The 15,525-nt window shown below is 56.7% G+C and carries 16 protein-coding genes and 3 pseudogenes; 6 read left to right on the forward strand and 13 right to left on the reverse strand.

What is annotated here, in order from left to right; translation table 11 throughout:
- Positions 1–188 precede the first annotated feature (188 nt).
- Together AC04SI_RS31850 and AC04SI_RS31855 are read left to right on the forward strand one after the other, a co-directional pair.
- A complete protein-coding gene (locus AC04SI_RS31850) occupies positions 189–410 on the forward strand; it encodes a hypothetical protein (RefSeq protein WP_192183503.1) in 222 nt (73 codons plus the stop codon).
- Positions 411–492: 82 nt separating this feature from the next.
- Positions 493–972 (forward strand): DUF982 domain-containing protein, encoded by a 480-nt coding sequence (locus AC04SI_RS31855; protein ID WP_488475602.1) that lies wholly within the window; start codon positions 493–495, stop codon positions 970–972.
- A gap of 164 nt (positions 973–1,136) precedes the next feature.
- Here the strand turns inward: AC04SI_RS31855 and AC04SI_RS31860 are convergent, their stop codons facing one another.
- Entirely contained in the window at positions 1,137–1,775 is a 639-nt protein-coding gene (locus tag AC04SI_RS31860) for a DUF6766 family protein (protein ID WP_192183592.1), read from the reverse strand.
- A 725-nt stretch (positions 1,776–2,500) separates the two neighbouring features.
- On the opposite strand from AC04SI_RS31860, the gene AC04SI_RS31865 reads away from it, so the two are divergent.
- Positions 2,501–2,983, forward strand: a complete 483-nt coding sequence (locus AC04SI_RS31865; RefSeq protein WP_488475603.1) for a phospholipase D-like domain-containing protein — start codon at positions 2,501–2,503, stop codon at positions 2,981–2,983.
- Between the two features lie 26 nt (positions 2,984–3,009).
- On the opposite strand, the gene AC04SI_RS31870 is transcribed toward AC04SI_RS31865, so the two are convergent.
- From AC04SI_RS31870 to AC04SI_RS31885, 4 genes are all read right to left on the reverse strand, one after another.
- Positions 3,010–3,288 carry a DUF982 domain-containing protein gene (locus tag AC04SI_RS31870; protein ID WP_192180670.1) on the reverse strand — a complete coding sequence of 93 codons (279 nt, stop codon included), beginning with the start codon at positions 3,286–3,288 and terminating at the stop codon, positions 3,010–3,012.
- Positions 3,289–3,406: 118 nt separating this feature from the next.
- Positions 3,407–5,095 carry a family 1 glycosylhydrolase gene (locus tag AC04SI_RS31875; protein WP_192180671.1) on the reverse strand — a complete coding sequence of 563 codons (1,689 nt, stop codon included), beginning with the start codon at positions 5,093–5,095 and terminating at the stop codon, positions 3,407–3,409.
- Positions 5,092–6,231, reverse strand: coding sequence for a UDP-galactopyranose mutase (gene glf, locus AC04SI_RS31880; RefSeq protein ID WP_192180686.1), 1,140 nt, complete (start codon positions 6,229–6,231; stop codon positions 5,092–5,094). The genes AC04SI_RS31875 and glf overlap by 4 nt, the downstream gene beginning before the upstream one ends.
- A 2-nt stretch (positions 6,232–6,233) precedes the next feature.
- Entirely contained in the window at positions 6,234–7,406 is a 1,173-nt protein-coding gene (locus AC04SI_RS31885; protein WP_192180672.1) for a glycosyltransferase family protein, read from the reverse strand.
- 329 nt (positions 7,407–7,735) lie between these two features.
- Between AC04SI_RS31885 and AC04SI_RS31890 the strand changes: the two genes are divergently transcribed.
- Complete coding sequence (locus tag AC04SI_RS31890) at positions 7,736–8,659, forward strand: glycoside hydrolase family protein (RefSeq protein ID WP_488475604.1); 924 nt, start codon at positions 7,736–7,738, stop codon at positions 8,657–8,659.
- Positions 8,660–8,747: 88 nt separating this feature from the next.
- Here AC04SI_RS31890 and AC04SI_RS31895 read toward each other — a convergent pair whose 3' ends face one another.
- The 6 genes and pseudogenes from AC04SI_RS31895 to AC04SI_RS31920 all read right to left on the reverse strand — a co-directional run bounded on the left by AC04SI_RS31895 (position 8,748) and on the right by AC04SI_RS31920 (position 12,314).
- Positions 8,748–8,945 carry a hypothetical protein gene (locus tag AC04SI_RS31895; RefSeq protein ID WP_192180674.1) on the reverse strand — a complete coding sequence of 66 codons (198 nt, stop codon included), beginning with the start codon at positions 8,943–8,945 and terminating at the stop codon, positions 8,748–8,750.
- A 124-nt stretch (positions 8,946–9,069) separates the two neighbouring features.
- Positions 9,070–9,572: pseudogene (locus AC04SI_RS31900) on the reverse strand (YciE/YciF ferroxidase family protein).
- A 96-nt stretch (positions 9,573–9,668) separates the two neighbouring features.
- The gene (locus tag AC04SI_RS31905; protein WP_488475605.1) at positions 9,669–10,070 is read right to left on the reverse strand and encodes a DUF6894 family protein; all 402 of its coding nucleotides are present in this window, start codon (positions 10,068–10,070) and stop codon (positions 9,669–9,671) included.
- 221 nt (positions 10,071–10,291) lie between these two features.
- Entirely contained in the window at positions 10,292–10,741 is a 450-nt protein-coding gene (locus AC04SI_RS31910; protein WP_488475606.1) for a DUF6894 family protein, read from the reverse strand.
- A gap of 491 nt (positions 10,742–11,232) precedes the next feature.
- Positions 11,233–11,457, reverse strand: coding sequence for a hypothetical protein (locus tag AC04SI_RS31915; protein ID WP_192180678.1), 225 nt, complete (start codon positions 11,455–11,457; stop codon positions 11,233–11,235).
- Positions 11,458–11,594: 137 nt separating this feature from the next.
- Positions 11,595–12,314 carry a Crp/Fnr family transcriptional regulator gene (locus AC04SI_RS31920; protein ID WP_192180679.1) on the reverse strand — a complete coding sequence of 240 codons (720 nt, stop codon included), beginning with the start codon at positions 12,312–12,314 and terminating at the stop codon, positions 11,595–11,597.
- 611 nt (positions 12,315–12,925) lie between these two features.
- Between AC04SI_RS31920 and AC04SI_RS31925 the strand changes: the two genes are divergently transcribed.
- A complete protein-coding gene (locus tag AC04SI_RS31925; RefSeq protein ID WP_488475607.1) occupies positions 12,926–13,822 on the forward strand; it encodes a DUF72 domain-containing protein in 897 nt (298 codons plus the stop codon).
- Positions 13,823–14,039: 217 nt separating this feature from the next.
- On the opposite strand, the pseudogene AC04SI_RS31930 reads toward AC04SI_RS31925, so the two are convergent.
- A pseudogene (locus AC04SI_RS31930) lies at positions 14,040–14,242 on the reverse strand (CsbD family protein).
- A gap of 230 nt (positions 14,243–14,472) precedes the next feature.
- Here AC04SI_RS31930 and AC04SI_RS31935 point away from each other — a divergent pair.
- Positions 14,473–15,275 (forward strand): annotated as a pseudogene (locus tag AC04SI_RS31935) (hypothetical protein).
- A gap of 23 nt (positions 15,276–15,298) precedes the next feature.
- Here AC04SI_RS31935 and AC04SI_RS31940 read toward each other — a convergent pair.
- Positions 15,299–15,525, reverse strand: a 227-nt coding sequence (locus AC04SI_RS31940) for a hypothetical protein (RefSeq protein ID WP_488475608.1), incomplete at its 5' end; no start/stop codon positions are given.

The following is a 15,525-nucleotide window of genomic DNA, read 5'->3' on the forward strand; positions in this document are numbered from 1 at the left end:
GCGCTCCAGGATGCGGCATCGGTTGCCGGCCTGCTGGTAACGACGGAAGCGATGGTTGCCGAGAAGCCGAAGAAGGAACCCGCAGTTCCGGCAATGCCGGGTGGCGGCATGGACTTCTGAGGAAACGCAGCGGTGTCCGCGCTCCATGGGCGCGGACTTTTCCGACATAGGGTGAGGCCATCAACGTGATGAAACTCGACGTTATCCCGCCGCCCTCGCGCGCGGCCACCGACCTGAACTACGAAGCGGATCTGAAAACCGCGCTGGACCCAATCCTTATGGAACTCCTTGACCGGGCGGAACACGCAGGTTGGGATCGGCGCAAAACAGCATACACGGTGATGTTTCTGGCCGCGCGGAATCTCACCGACGGCAAACACCCCCCTGCAAACGGGAGTTCGGCAGGCTAGGGCGCTGCGAACGCGACCTTTCACGGTGCCGTGGCGAGGCTTCCGATCGACTCAACTAAACACCACGTGAACGGAGGAAAACATGGAACACAATCAATTTCAGCATCCAGTGAGGGTGCTCGTGGGTCTTGGGTTTCCGACCGACATTCAAAGCGTAAAAGACGCCTTCGTCCTGCTGGATGAATGGCCGCCATCGAAGCGGAACGCTGCTCATGGCATCGCTCTCAATGCGTGCAGGGCAGCCCTCGCCGGCGAGGTGGATGCCGAAACCGCTCGGAGCACTTTTGTTGCGTTCGCCCGCCGCATGGATTTGCTAGTACCGGCGCAGGGGACATCGTCGCGGCCAAAGCAGCCGGCGCATTCGGAGCCTCTTTGGGAGACCCCTACAACAAGTCTATGTAGCCGATCTTTGTATCTGATCGACATGGCCTATCTGGAGGCCAGGCACAGTCAGTCTATGAAAGAAAAAAAGGCCCGCGCCACGGAGGGACCGATGACGCGGGCCGGCCGGTGTTTGACCACCAGCCTGCTGCGGAACCAAGCAGCAGGGTCCGAAGCATGAAATCAACTATCCGAAACCACTAACGTTCCATTGAGACGGCGTGATCGTTTCTTGAATCGCGCCGTTCCGGCGAACCAAGCGGCGGCTCTCAGAGCCGAGCCGTTTCTGAACCGGAAAGCTCCGAGTAGTCCTGGCGATCTTGGCGCCCACCGAGCAATCGCGGTCTACTCACCTGTGTCGGAGTTTGCCGCATTGACGGGCTTGGATTCCGGGGAGCCCTTGTGCCGGAGGAATATCGAGAGCAGAACCAGGACTGCCGTAGACAGAAATTCCGACTGCCAGTTTTGGAAAGATTCGAACCAGAGCTTGGCGTTGAGAAGATGGTCTCCCAGAGACTGGATTGATTCCCCGTGGCGCAGCGCTGTCTCGTTTGCGGCCGTCAGGCTTGTCCACCAGTGAAAGCCAAATGAGAGTATAAACAGTAGAGCCAGGGCTATGCCCAGCGAGTAGGAATAGAGCCACGACAGTATCGGCTTTCGCCTGCGGATCGCGGATGGGAGTTCGTCTTCCGGTCTATGGGGTTCATCGGGATCGCGAGATTCAGCGGAGCCTCGCTGGAAGAGCATGGCGGTCAGCATCACATAGGCCGACATCTGCAGGAATTCGCTTTCCCAGTTTTCGAAAAGCGCCGAGAGAAACTCTGCGCTCTTCAGATAGGCAAATACTCCGATAGCTGGTGTGCCGTGCTCCCGGAGTTCCTCATTGTGGGCTGCTTGGCCTGACCAGACCATGCCAAGCACGCAAAACAGGAACATTGAGACCAGGGCGATTGTCAGCCCGTTGTTACGAAGGAAGGCTCTCAACACGTTTCCTCGACCAACTGCTTGTTCCGGTTCTTCGGGTGCATCAGGCCTCGAACTGCTCGCTAAGTCGCGATAGACGGAGCCTGCATAAGATAGCTCCAATCGCTCGTCTGACGGCATCGGGCTGAAGTGCATGCACCCCTGCAGCTCAATGTCCAACGTCAGATGAAGTTCCTGCACCTCACGAAGAGCTTGGGTACGTGACGCAGCCGGATCCCAACGCCCGTGCAGTCGATTTCAATCCTCTCGGACTGGTTTGTCGCCAGCGCCAAACGCCAAAGGCCTCACTTTGCGAAAACCTTCAGAGAATCTTGCTGGTAAGTTCAAGCACAATGAGCGAGCCGTCAGGAGATTCACCGTCCGGCAGATGTAATACTCGCGAAACGCGAAGATTGGTGGGCGCCCCGCCAATCGACATGGAAACGCTTTCGCCGACACGTGGTAGGACCTGAAAAGTCACACTCTCGATGAACTGGCTATCGTCGACCGAAACGCGACACTGGACTGACATAAGTAAAAATCTCCGCGGACGCAGGTGGCCAACGCCACCGATAACTTCATAACGCAACCAACTTTGCCTTGTTCCGGTCGTGCCGGCGGCTCAAAGCTCGCGAAGAATTTTTGCGCCCGGCTACTGCCATGGGCGACCTCGGCGCCGACCTGCGAAAGGACCATTCCAGCGACGGCTTGAAAAGTTTCATCGACCAGCGCCGATGCCTCACGCCATGCTCGTTGCGGACAATTATGACGCCTTCGCCGTGCGCGTTCTGGCGGCAAGAAGTTCGGTCCGAACCCTCGATCTTATGTACTACCTTTGGCACGATGATCAGACTGGCCGCTTGCTTCTGCAGGAAGTTGTCCGGGCCGCTGAGCGCGGGGTGCGGGTGCGTATGCTCCTTGACGACGTCAATCCGCGCAAAAGCGAATCTGCCTATCGAGCGCTGAGCAATCATCCAAACATCGAATTGAAGCTCTTCAATCCGAGCGGCATCAGGCAACGCAGCATTTTTCGCGGTGTGGAAGTTCTGTTGCGACTTTTTGCGTTGACCCGGAGGATGCACAACAAGGCCTGGATCGCTGACGACAACATCGCCTCGTATGCCAATCGTGTCGATCGCCCTCGTAGCCCGATGCGTAGGCAGAAAGCTGATATTTTGATCGATGACCCCGGAACGCCTACGAAAATTCTGTCGGCCGGGGCGAGCTAAAATCCCTGCTCCCACCTGCTGTGAAACTACGACACCAGGTCGTCCAGGATGCTCAGTGCGGCGCTCGATTTTCTCGGTTGAACAAGGCGCTGCTTCAGTGCCGCCAGTTTGAAAGCATCAAAAGCCACCTCCGGCTTGCAGATGCCTCTCTTGGCCCCTGCAAGCAGGCGCACCGCCTCCACATAATCAATCGCCTCCTTATTGCGCCATTGCTTTGCTAGCGCTTTCTCGGCATCGGTGATCGAGGAAACAACCATCGTTGTTCCGTCGACGAAGGTGAGGTCTATTGGTAGAAATCTGCTCATTGTTTCTTCCCCGTGAGCCCGGCGTTTCTGGATCGGCTGTAACGAAGGACGATCTATCTGGTTCCCCTCGAGCAGTGGTTTGGCGCCCGACCATCGCAGGCCGACGCGTCGGCCGCTGCTAAGCCACCTTGCTCGTAGGAAACTTCTGTCCGCTAGGGGCCTCTGCGGGTAGCGGCGACAATTCGTATTGATTGCCGGGGCCGGTTTGCAAAAGCTGAAATGCGCCACGTTGACCGTCGATCACCAGATCGAGAAGCGCATTTGCCACTTCCATTGAGGGATGTGTGGGATCACATTGCAGCAATAACTCACCCCCATCCGGGAACCTGCACAACATTCGGGTGGCGGCGGCTGGCGAGCCGGCTCGCCTCAGCTCGCCGTCGACTTCTATTGCGGCCCATGCGTGATGTTTTGCTACTAGCAGTTGGATCTTGTCTGGCCTTACTGCGCTGACCGTTAACCTGCGGTTGGTGCAACATTGCTCAACGATTGAGATCAAGCGGCCGAATCCGACCAGCAACAGGGGCCGTCCACTGCTCTCGGGATTGCGGTCTGCTCGCCACCAACCAGGCCGATCTAATACGGGATGGTCGACAGACCCATGCTTGGCGAGCCCTGCGATCGCGTCCGCGAGCGCTGTTGGCCGAGGCGCACCGGCGCGTATATCGAAGGCGCCGCTCTCATAGAACCCGTCCTGCCTCACCAGCATTGAGTTCCAGTCGACGGCGCCAAACAGCGACCAGGCCGTAACTGCACGGACGTCGACGCCACTGTCCTTGGCCGCATGCGCTGCTTTGCATCCTTCGACAAGCCAGCGCATCTGTTCATCGCGCGTGGACCCGTTGTGCAATTCCGTTACCGCGATCGGCAAGTGATAGCGGTCCCAGAGTTCCTCAAGTCTCAGCCTCAGGCTTGTATCATCCCGTGCGTCGGATCGAGCGGCCGCAATATCGACATAGCTGTCGATACCATTCCCGCCGACCTTTTCGTCAGGAAATTGATCGACACGCTCATCGATCATTCGATCGCTTGTGAGGTAATAATCAATGCCGATCATATCGGGGACGCAAGGCTCCGCCACTAGCTCCGAGAGATGATCATCAACAATTCCGGCGTCTAAAAGCCGCTTGTAGAAGCGGTGCTGTCGATCGACTCGCCCGGCTAGGAGATCCAGTGACAACCAACGTCGCTCGGTCTCATGCTCTGCCTGGTAAGCGAGTCGCTGAGTTGAAAAAACACGCCCGAAATCCTCGGTCTGAACCAGGCCGGCTTGCGGCACGTATCGGCGGATTGCCTTCATCGTCATTGCTATCGCCCTGCATTGAGCCACAGTCAGCTGCAGACATATCCCCTCGCTGGTGCCATGCGGATGCCAGTGCCCGTAGAGCCCGCTTATCCGGGCAGTCGTGAGCGGCTCGTTGATGGGCGTATACAGCTCTATCCAGGGATAGCGTTGAGCGACCAACGCACCGTATCGAGCGAGCATATCCGGAAAATTCGGATCGAGAATTTGTGTCCATGACGGTCCGCTGCCATGGTGCAGCAGCCCTGCGATCGGCCGCATTCCAAGCTCGTTGATACGCTGCAAACGCGCATCCGCCCAACTCCAATCGTACGAACCCGCCTTGCGTTCGACCATTTCCCACAACACGGGATAGCGAAGCGTACGGATGCCGAGCCCGGCGATCAGATCAAGATCGTCTAGGCGCACCAAATGCCCGGTGTCTTCCAATTGGTTGCGCACCGTCCCGCGAATTCGGACAAGGCTGCATTCCACACCGCCCCATATCTCAAGGGCATCAGTCATTCAGCAGCCACGGTCTGCGTCGTCTCCAGCTCCGCGTTCGCCGGCAAGTTCTTCTGAATTCGCGCGAATGTCGCAAGAGCCTGACCGACGACCTGATCCATGTTGTAGTACCGATAGGTGGCTAGGCGGCCGACAAACCAGACGTCCCGAGCGCCTCCAGCCAGCGCTTCATAGCGTTTGTAAAGAGCTTCGTTCTCAGCCCGCGGCACGGGATAGTAGGGGTCACCGATGTCGGTCGGATATTCGTAGGTCAGGCTGGTTCTGGGGCTCAGCTGTCCTGTAAGATGTTTGTACTCGGTGATACGGGTGTACTCTTCCGTCTGCGGATAGTTGACGACGGCGACCGGCTGAAATTGCTCGCGATCGAGCGTCACGTGTTTGAACCGCAATGACCGGTAGGGCAGGCGACCAAGCTTCCAATCAAAATATTCGTCTACCGGGCCGGTATAGACCATGCGGCGAAACGGAATGCTGGCCCGGATCTCTCTATAATCCATTTGCAGCATGATTTTGATTTTGGGGTTGTCGAGCATGCGCCGGAACATGCGTGTGTAGCCGCCAGCCGGCATCTTCTGGAACGTGTCGCCGAAATAGCGATCGTCGCGGTCGGTGCGCGTAGGAACCCGAGCCGTCACCGATTTGCTTAACTGAGACGGATCGACACCCCACTGCTTCCTGGTGTAACCGCGAAAGAATTTTTCATAGAGTTCCCGGCCGACGGTGCTCACTACCACGTCTTCGGCTGTTCGGATTTCGTCAACCGCTTCTCGGCGAGAAACGAAGAACTGCTCCAACTGGTCGGACGTGAGATCGAGATCATATAGTTTGTTGATTGTATCGAGGTTTATCGGGATCGGCAGCAGCTTCCCATCGACCCGGGACAACACACGATGCTCGTAGGGCCGCCATGCCGTGAACTTCGAGAGATAATCGACGATCGACTGAGCGTTTGTATGGAATATGTGAGGCCCATATTTATGGATCAGAATCCCGGCGTTATTGTAGCAATCGTAGGCGTTGCCACCAACGTGGCTCCGTCTGTCGATGAGTAAGACGCTCTCGTTTCGCTGCGATGCAATGCGCTCTGCAAGCACACTACCGGCAAAACCGGCGCCAACAATCAACCAGTCGAACATGCTCACGCTCTCCGCCGAAATGGCAATATGTTCCTGGTCGAGCGGGCGCGCTGGATATGAACCGCCATCGCGCTCCACGTCTTCTCCCACGACATGTCCAGGAGATAGGCGTCGATCTGCCTCAACAGACAGTCGCGAGGTCGGGCCAAAACCGATCGAAGCTTCGCTTCGACGTCATTCGCATCCACGATTTCCACAAGACCTTCGGCGCCATAGGCCCGTACGACATCCACGATCGCCGTTGAAACAAGGGGGACCCCGGCGGCCAGGAATTCTGGGGTCTTCGTTGGACTGATGTAACGGGTGGCCGCATTAAGGGCGAAAGGCATCCATCCGGCGTCCCAATGCCTAAGGTAGCGCGGCAGGTCCGCGTAATCCTTGCTGCCAAGCCAATGCAGATTTTCTGCCTTTGGAAGACCCTCAGGATCTATCTTGACCACCGGCCCTACCATAACGAAATGGACGTCCGGCATTCTCAGGGCAGTGTCTGCCACCAGGCCGGCGTCGAGCCTTTCATCGATCACGCCGAAGTAGCCCACTCGGGGATGCGGGATTTGTTCCTGATCTACAGCGTCCTTTCCAGGCACCCGGGCCTGATGAAAGTGAGTAAAGTCGATGCTGCTGGGAAACGGAAACATTGACCGATGCAGACCGCGCTTGGCCTCGTAAAGGCTCTGCCCGCCGGTAAAGACCACGTCAGCACGGTCCAAAAGTTGTCTTTCCATCTGGATGAGCTCGGGCGGTGCCTCCTTGAAAGCCGAGAGCTCATCCATGCAGTCGTAGACGCAGACATCACAAGTAAGATGGTCGCTGAAACGCAATGCCATCGGGGTGTAGTACCAGATCGTCAGATGTTCTTGGGGCGTAGAGGCAACGATAAGATCGACGAATCTTCGTTGGACCGCATCTGCATCTGACGGAGCGATTCCCACGGGAAGGACAGGGGTTATGACTTTGATGGATCCCGAAACGGCGTTCGATCGCATGAAAGCTTGAGGCACATGTTCGAAGATTGGCTCCTCAAAGTAAATTACCTTCGTCGTTTTCGACGCTAGCGTCAGGATATGCTGAGGGCGTTGATATACGAAGTTCCATCGCAGGTGCGAAAAACATAGAATTGTAGAGAATTCTTCTGACTGGTGCATATGATTCGATTTTCCAACCGCGTTTTCCATTCTGAAATCCTTTTATTGCAATTTCGGATGCTTGCGTACAACAAATGTTAATCGCGGCATCGAGATGTGGTTTCTTATCCGTAGCTCTAACTTTGCCGGGAGTGACTCGTTCCCCGGCGAATCCGATTCATCGGCCAACGCACGCTTGCAGGCTCAACGGAGAGTGAGAGCACACGGACACAGACCACCGTGGGTCGTTGCCGAGATGCACGCGGCAATTGTTAATCGTGCGTTAATCGACGCTGCGACAAAGTTAACAACCGATGAAACGATTCGTCGCCTCGCAGGATTGGCCCGCGAATTGGTGCCGGACATTGTTGGGGGGATCGATGTCGATCAATTTTGAAACGAACGTTTTCCCGTTGTTTCATCCAATGGCCGTTGACGATGTGAAGGACCCCTGTCCAGTGTTTGACGGGAGCCTCTGGCACATGTTTGGGTCAAGCGGCACCGTCACCAGTGAGACTTGGCGGATTCTCCATGCCACGGCTCCCGACCTTTACGGCCCATGGGTGGAACATGAGCCTATCGTTTTGCCGGTAAGCGGGTCAGGCGTGGCTGCGCCTGGAGTGATTTATGAGAGCGGCGTCTTTCATATGTTCGTCCAGACGGAATTCATGAAATCCGGCGGCCGATGTGAGCATGTCGTTTCGAACGACGGCTTTCAGTGGGTGGTTCTCAACTCAGCCCTTTTCGCCTTGCCAGACACCGAAGAAGACGGGATCTACGATCCCCATCCGGCGATAATTGGCGGCAAGCGTTACATCGTCTACTCGGGCATGCCTAAATTTACCAAAGTGCCACAGCCAGACATTTATCTTGTCTGCAGCCAGTCTGACTCGTGGTTCGGACCCTGGAAGCGAGCAGGCAAGATACTCGACCATACGGACTTGCCCCACCACAATTCGCGCCAACACCCCGACTATGAATGGGGCATCGAAGGGGCCCAACTTGTTGAGCTACCAGACGGCCGTGTCCTGCTTAACGCGACCTGCTTTCTTCCGGATGGCCCCCGCGGCAGTCGGCAGCGCGTTTTCTTCGCCATCGCTGATCGGGTCGAGGGGCCGTATCTAACCGTTGGACCGGTGCTGGAACCTGGAGAGCTCGGCGAAAACGGGCATGCGACCGTTTTGATCGAAGGAGGGCAGCTGACATTGTTTTATCAGTGCCGCCGTGAAGCGACTAACCATCGTTGGCGGTATGGGGTCGCCAGATGCGACTTGGACAATGGGATTCTGGCACAAGTAGCCTAACGCTTTCTTGACCCCAGAACCTTTGCCTCCCGCCGCAACTCTTCTTGGTCGCCGGCGACGCGATTTCGATCCTGTAGCCCAGCTTGTACTAGCTATTTGGCTTCTTCCTTGCAGCCGCGGGGTTCTGACCAGTGGCAGCCGTTGACTTGGCGTCCTTGGAATGGGCGGCGAGCGCGGGGCCGGCACCGGTAGCCTTACGCATGTCCCCGCTCTTCTCGCCGCTCTTCTCCTTCTCTGCGGGCTTCTTGCCGCCAACGCTGGAGAAGTACTTGCCGAAAAAGCCCATTTCATTCTCCTGTTTTGGACCCCTGCTGATGGCTGATCGGGGTGATTGAAGATCAGGGAGTGTGAGCCCTGGTGATCGACCACCAGGGCTCGAGAGGACGGGAACGAGGGAGTTCCCAGCTTCGCTAGGCCGCTTCGGCGGCGATGTTGACGGAGGCCTCAGCAAGCTCGCTCAACGCCTCGTCGGTCTCCTTTTCTTCGCTAAGCGTCAGGTCCAAGAGGCTAACCGCCTCTGTCAGGCCGAGTTCGGACGCCCAGGTCCGCATGGTTCCGTAGCGCGAGATCTCGTAGTGCTCCACTGCTTGGGCGGCGGCCAGCAGGCCGGCGTCCAAGGCAGGCGAACCCTTGTATTCTTCCATAATCTCGGCGCCCTCGTCGATGATGCCCATGATGGCAGGACAGTTTTTTGTCGCCGGCTTCTCGCCGATCGCTTCGAACACTTGTTCGAGGCGAGCGACGTGCTCCTGCGTCTCGCCGCGATGCTTTTCGAAGGCGGCCTTCAGATCGGGGCTCTGCGCAGCCTTTGCCATCTCGGCAACGTCGCGAGGATCTTTTTCTCGGCGAAGTAAATGTCCTTGAGAGTGTCATGGAAAAGTTCGTTCAGGCCTTTTGATGATTTCGTCGACATAGCGTTTTCCTTCTTGTTTTTGTTGGTAGCGCCTCTTCGACCGGGAGGCGTCCGTTAACAGTCGTGGTGCTTTCGTGTTCCGAGCCGAAGCAAATTTTATGGCTCGCGCAGTTGAATGTCCTCGTAGCTACAGGTCGCCACGACCTCGCCATGCGAGTCACGTGCCCTGACGGCCCATCCGACTGGCGCCTCCAACTTGTCGAGGGCGTCTTTCCAGAGATCTTCGGCCGAGCGCTTGACTTCATCCTGAACAGCTTGCCGGGACGGTAACGAGATGCCCGGCATGATCCGGACAACGCCGTGGTCCTGATATTCGAATGTGTAGACCCCGGCTTCGCTTTCCTCGGGTGCCGCCGTGCCAACATCGGGCTGGTCAAAAGCCACGATCTGGACAAGCATCTGCTTGGCCTTTTCGATGATTTCTGCGTCTTCTCTGACCTGGTCGCCAGTGGCCATCGTAACGCTGACGGCTTCGCCGCCCTCACCAAGAAATTTCACTACGTGCTCCGATGTACTACGGCTCACCAACGTGTTCACGAGTTCCATTCGCCACCTGTCGCATTGTCTGTTGAGGCAATGTGCAATGCTGAATGATGTTCCTTGGCGAAATGAAAATTTGCTGTCCTGGCTACCGCCAATCGACTAAGCCAGTGCAAGGGTCTCGGCTTTGCAGGCCTGTAGCAGGGATTAGAAGGCCGCCCAGCATCGGCCGTCGTAGGTTAGTTCTGGGGATCATTGGATTTCTCGAAACCGAGACGATTGATCATCCGTTCGGCCTCTGTCTGTGCGATGCCTATGAGAGTGTCAATTTCGAGCATTCCTTCGCGCAAGCCATCCTCTGCAAGATCACGCCTAATCGCTCTGAATTGTTCTTGCGTCCGCCGCAAGGCGGCTAGCTGGAGGCCTTCGCCGGGATGCGGCAGACCGTTACTATCCTCGACGAGCCATGCCGTGGTCAAAGCCAGCGATGCACGAAAGATGTAAGCGCCGTCTTCATCCCGAACCTTGATCCAGAATAACCTGTTAGCGTTCGGCAGCTCTTCCCTGGCAAGGTCAGGGAGCACGCTGACAGCGTAGTCACTTACTTCGACGAGAGAGCCGCAGACCTCTCCTTCCTCGTCCCCAGTAAATTCCTTTCCGTCGTGGATATCAAAAAAGTACCGTGCCAAGGCGATTTCCTTCCCAGCTTGAGCTCGACAAAAATTCGGCGAGCAATCCCTAGATGCAACAACAAGGCAGCTGCACCCGATACGTTCCCACTTAGGGCGAGGAACTAAGCTAGCGCCGGCGGCTTGAACGCGGCTGTGGTTCATTCATGAGCTTGAAGTTCAGCGTGGTTCCGTCCTATCGAACAGCGACCGGAAGGCCATAGCTTGATTTCACGAAGTGAATTCATGCTTTCCTCCGCGGATCATCTCCATAGGGCAGAGGATTGGATATTCGATTTTGCTCGCTTCAGGCTCTCCGAAACGAGACCTGATCCTTCTCGAACTGCAACTGCTTTCTCGCCGCAACAGCCGCCGTGAAAGCCCGTGCCGCTCCATCGCAGGCGTTTCTTGATGGGCCATTGGCGTGGAGAACGACCTCCGCGGCTTTCAAGGTCATATTGTACTTCAGGGCAAAGAAGGCGGGCTCGTAAGGTCCGTGGTCGGATACCGGATCAGGTCCAGTCCGGATTTTGGCCATTGGCCGGCTCCTTCCTGACTATCCATTGGATTATGTCGGCGTCGACGTCCGTGTAGCCCGTCAATTCCTTGAACAGGTCCTTAATATGTTGGTTCCAGCGGCTCTCTCCCACCAGACCTTCCGCAACGGATGATCTAAAGGCTCCTCGCACGATATCAATGTCGAACGCTGAGAGGGGACGAGGATCTATTTTTTCCATTGTAGCTCCTTGGGGGCGGGAGCACAGAGACTCTCAAGCACCGGAGCCCATTGACGGCCGGCGACAGAACCATCAGACCACCTTCGATGAAAACCGTCGCGCTCAAATGTTAAGCGGGAACTGGAGCAGGGGTTTTTCTATCGAGGTTCCCGAGTCAGACTGAGATAGGTGGGATCGAATTCGGCGATATCCGTCAGGCGCTGCCAATCGAGAATGGTGACGACATGGTTGGCCCAGCTAATGACCCCGCTCTTTCGCAACGCGCCGATGACCCGGTTCATATGCACGGCCGAGAGCCCAAGCACATCAGCCAGTTCAGCTTGCGAAATTGGTAGATAGAAACTCATGCCATTGGTGTGCTTCACAACTTGCAGCCGTACGAAAAGCTCGCAGACAAGATGCGCCAGATGAGATGCCTTCGACCGTCTGCCCATAGCCACGATCCATTCGCGGTGGATGGCGCCGTCGACCAGCGTATCTAGCCACAACAGCCGTGTGAGATGGGGAGCCCTTTCAGTAATAGCGCGCAGCCGACCGTGGTCGGCGACGACCACACGACAAGGCGACAGCGCAATGATGCCGTGGTCCATTGTTTTTAGGAGAAAAGCGTGGAGATCCACAAAATCGCCAGGCACCTGCAACGAAGTAAACTGCCGTCCACCGTCCTCCATAACCTTATATCGCGCTGCCAAGCCATCCAGAATCAGTGTGCTGTAGATTGGTCTTGAGCCAACCGACACCAGATCCTGTCCGGTCGCGAACTCCTTTTCGAACGCCATTGCTCCATTCAGGAGCGCCTTTTCCTCGTCCGAGATTTCGTCATGCTGACCGAGGTTGAGGTAAAGTGATTCAAGCATGGCGGTTCCTACACCCAGGCTCCAGCTTTTCAGCGGCCAACGCGCACGGGTTTAGTCCAGCCTGATGTAGGCTCCGTGCGCGGATACTAGATAATGGGGCTTTTCTAGATAGCGAGTGTCGACCACGTTGAGTTCGAGGCCTCGCTCGCGGCCCCACAACTTTCACGCCGCACGAAACTGAACCGATCTTCAGAAAAACCCTTCCAGGCAGCTCTCGGTGCAACCATGCCAATTCCTCGCATGTTCCCAATGGCTGGCAACGGGCAACGGATCGCTTGGTTCCTCGGACGGCAAATAGGCGCGCGGCAACAGGGGGAACTTTGGTGGCCGCCCAGAGTTGGACGTTCTCAACGGAGAACACTGCAATGGCTGACAAAACCCCAGCGATACGCACACCGATCCGCACAATAAAGAGCTCTCCTGAGGCGGACGCTAAAGGCCAGTCAGAGAAGAATCATAAAGGAGGAACGAACGATGGCGTATCGAGCGCGAACCCTCGAGTGCTGTCAGGGAAGGAAGATGGCGACGCCACATTCCCGCTGCAGCGAAAATAGAAAATAGTAGTTGGCTTAGCGGTCGCGAGGATTGCCTATCGAGGGTCGCGCGGACAAATGAGTGCGGAAGCCATAAAGCGGGAAGAACTTGGATCAGATGAGCGTCGTGAACGGCGTAGGCTGCGCAGGGAGCAGCGAATTGAAAACGTTGGACGTGCTGCCAAAATGCATGCCGCTCGCTTTGCCAGTAGAATAGCAGAGCGTGGGGATACGGTGTCCTGTTTGGAGGCATATGCCTATGTCGGCTGCTCGGGATGGTTTTACTGGAAATGGCGGGGACAGTTTTACCCGACGGATCTACCCACAGGCGAATGGTTCGATCACTATGCGACACGATTTGATACTGTCGAAATCAATGCCTCCTTTTATTCATGGCCGACCGTCACAAATGTGGAAAGCTGGTTTCGGCAACCCGGTAAACGCAGTTTCGTCTATACAGTAAAAGTCTGTGAGCTTATTACTCACATCAAAAGGTTTAAGGGCACCAAAACCCTCGTAAGGGACTTTGGAATGATTGCCGATATCCTCGGTGATAGGATGGGCTGCTTTCTGTTCCAGCTCCCGCCGAGTTACCGTTTTACAAAGGCGAGACTGAGCGACATTCTCGGCCAACTCGACCCGGCCCGGCGCAATGTGGTGGAGTTTCGTCACGCCAGTTGGTGGAACGAGACTGTATATTTAGCCTTTCGTGAGACAGGCACGATCTTTTGCTCATGCAGCGGCCCTCGTCTTCCGGATGCCATGGTGCGGACAGCTGATGATGTCTACGTACGGCTCCACGGTCCAGAGCGCTGGTACCGGTATGACTACACAACAGACCAGCTCACGAAATGGGCTGACAGAATCCGGGCCAGTGGCGCCAAGAGAGCTTGGGTCTATTTCAATAACGACTATGAAGGGTTTGCCCCAAAGAATGCCCTGGTAATGCGGCACTTGTTAGGGAAAGAACCGTAGACGATCAACCACCTAAAGCCGATGCAAATTCCGCTTGACGTCGCGCGAACCCACCACCCCCCGTTTCCAAAGTCGATCAATGCCGGTCGCCGCCCCAGCGATAACGAGGCGTTCCGTAGCTCGATTTCGTCAGTACCGAAAAAGAGACCTCCATGCCACCGGGCAAAACAGAGGGCGCTGCCACGCGGCAGCGCCCCCTTGATTGCCGAACGCAATCCTACCAGCCTTGGCGGGTATACCAGTCGTCGATATCCCGACGTACGCGATCCTTCTCAATCCCGTAACGTTCCTGATCTTGCCTTCGAGTTGGTCGCGCTTGCCGGCGATGCGGTCCAGATCGTCATCAGTGAGCTTGCCCCACTGCTCCTTGACCTTGCCCTTGACCTGCTTCCAGTTTCCCTCAACGCGGTTCCAGTCCATGGTCAATAGCCTCCTTGGTTTTACACAAATGCAAAACGGTCGTTCACCCTCTATGTTCCAGAGGAGCGGCTATTGGGTCTGGCGCGTCTCCATTCACGCATGAACCTTAAGGGTTGCGGATCGTTCTGTTCGAAACAGAGTGATGGCGCATTGCGAAAAAATTGGACGCTAACCTCGTGCCGCAGAAACAGGACGCTCCCGGTGCCGAAGCGCGCTTTTCGTTCGACAGAATGGCCGTGGAGCGATTTCGACAGGCTTTTCCGCGAGCGAGGTGGAGCGATGAGCGCAAGAGCTGGTTCGTCCCGGGAAAGACGGCCAGCCGCCGGATCGACCGCTGGTTGGCGCAAGAGGCAGAGATGTTGGCCATCGACGGGGACAGCAAGGGACGTGATGCCTTCGCCTTCGATCCGATATCGAGCCCATACTTGGAGGTTTCGGACGACCTACGTGTTCGCACGCCTTATTCGAAGACGATTCTCGAGGAACTGCGGGCAGTTCCGTGGGCAAGTTGGGATGACGAATTGCGGGCCTGGCGGGTGCCGTTCCGATCGTATGAAGAGCTACGGCGACGGTGGCCGAGGATCGAAAGCGCTGCCCAACATGCCGAACCCGAAGAAAGGAAGCGACGACGAGAGGCCGCCAGAGAGCCTGGAGCTTCCAAGGCCGCTCAACAGCGGAATGCCGAACGTCGCCGTCATCGCTATCCACTGCCAGCTGAAGATTTGCCGCCTCCTGGTCGGCCAGTCGCGACAGAGCAATATGGCATTGTCGTTTTCAATGAAGTGTCCGGCGCATTCGTTGACCCGTTTATCCAATCGCGATGCGCGCACACGTCGACTACGTATGGGGCCGCTGGCGTTCGGCCACGCTCCCCGAATTGGTCAGGACGTGGCCCGCACGCAGTCCGCCAGGAGCGGACGAACGTTCGAGGGGCTGGTGGCAACCGACACTTGCCGAACTGAGAGTTGCTCGTCGAAACGCCCGGAGCATCGAACGCAGAAAACAAAGTCGCGCCCGCAAGACGGGTGGCTGACATGCCTAGCTGTTTGACATTAATCAACCAGACCGCATCACACCCGGCTCTTCGGTGGGCGGATTACTACTGCGAGATCGCAGCTCGGAATTATCACGCACTACGTCGGAAAAATTGACGGTGGCAACCAGATAGCCTGCCTCATCGTAAACCTTGATAATCGAGCCCGATTGATCAGCGCCGGTCGAGGATCCTGCCGACAGGGCGGCATGGGCCATTTCGATTGCTCTCGGGCTGGCCAGGTCGGCGC

The sequence above is a fragment of the Mesorhizobium sp. CNPSo 4689 genome, from assembly GCF_057784325.1.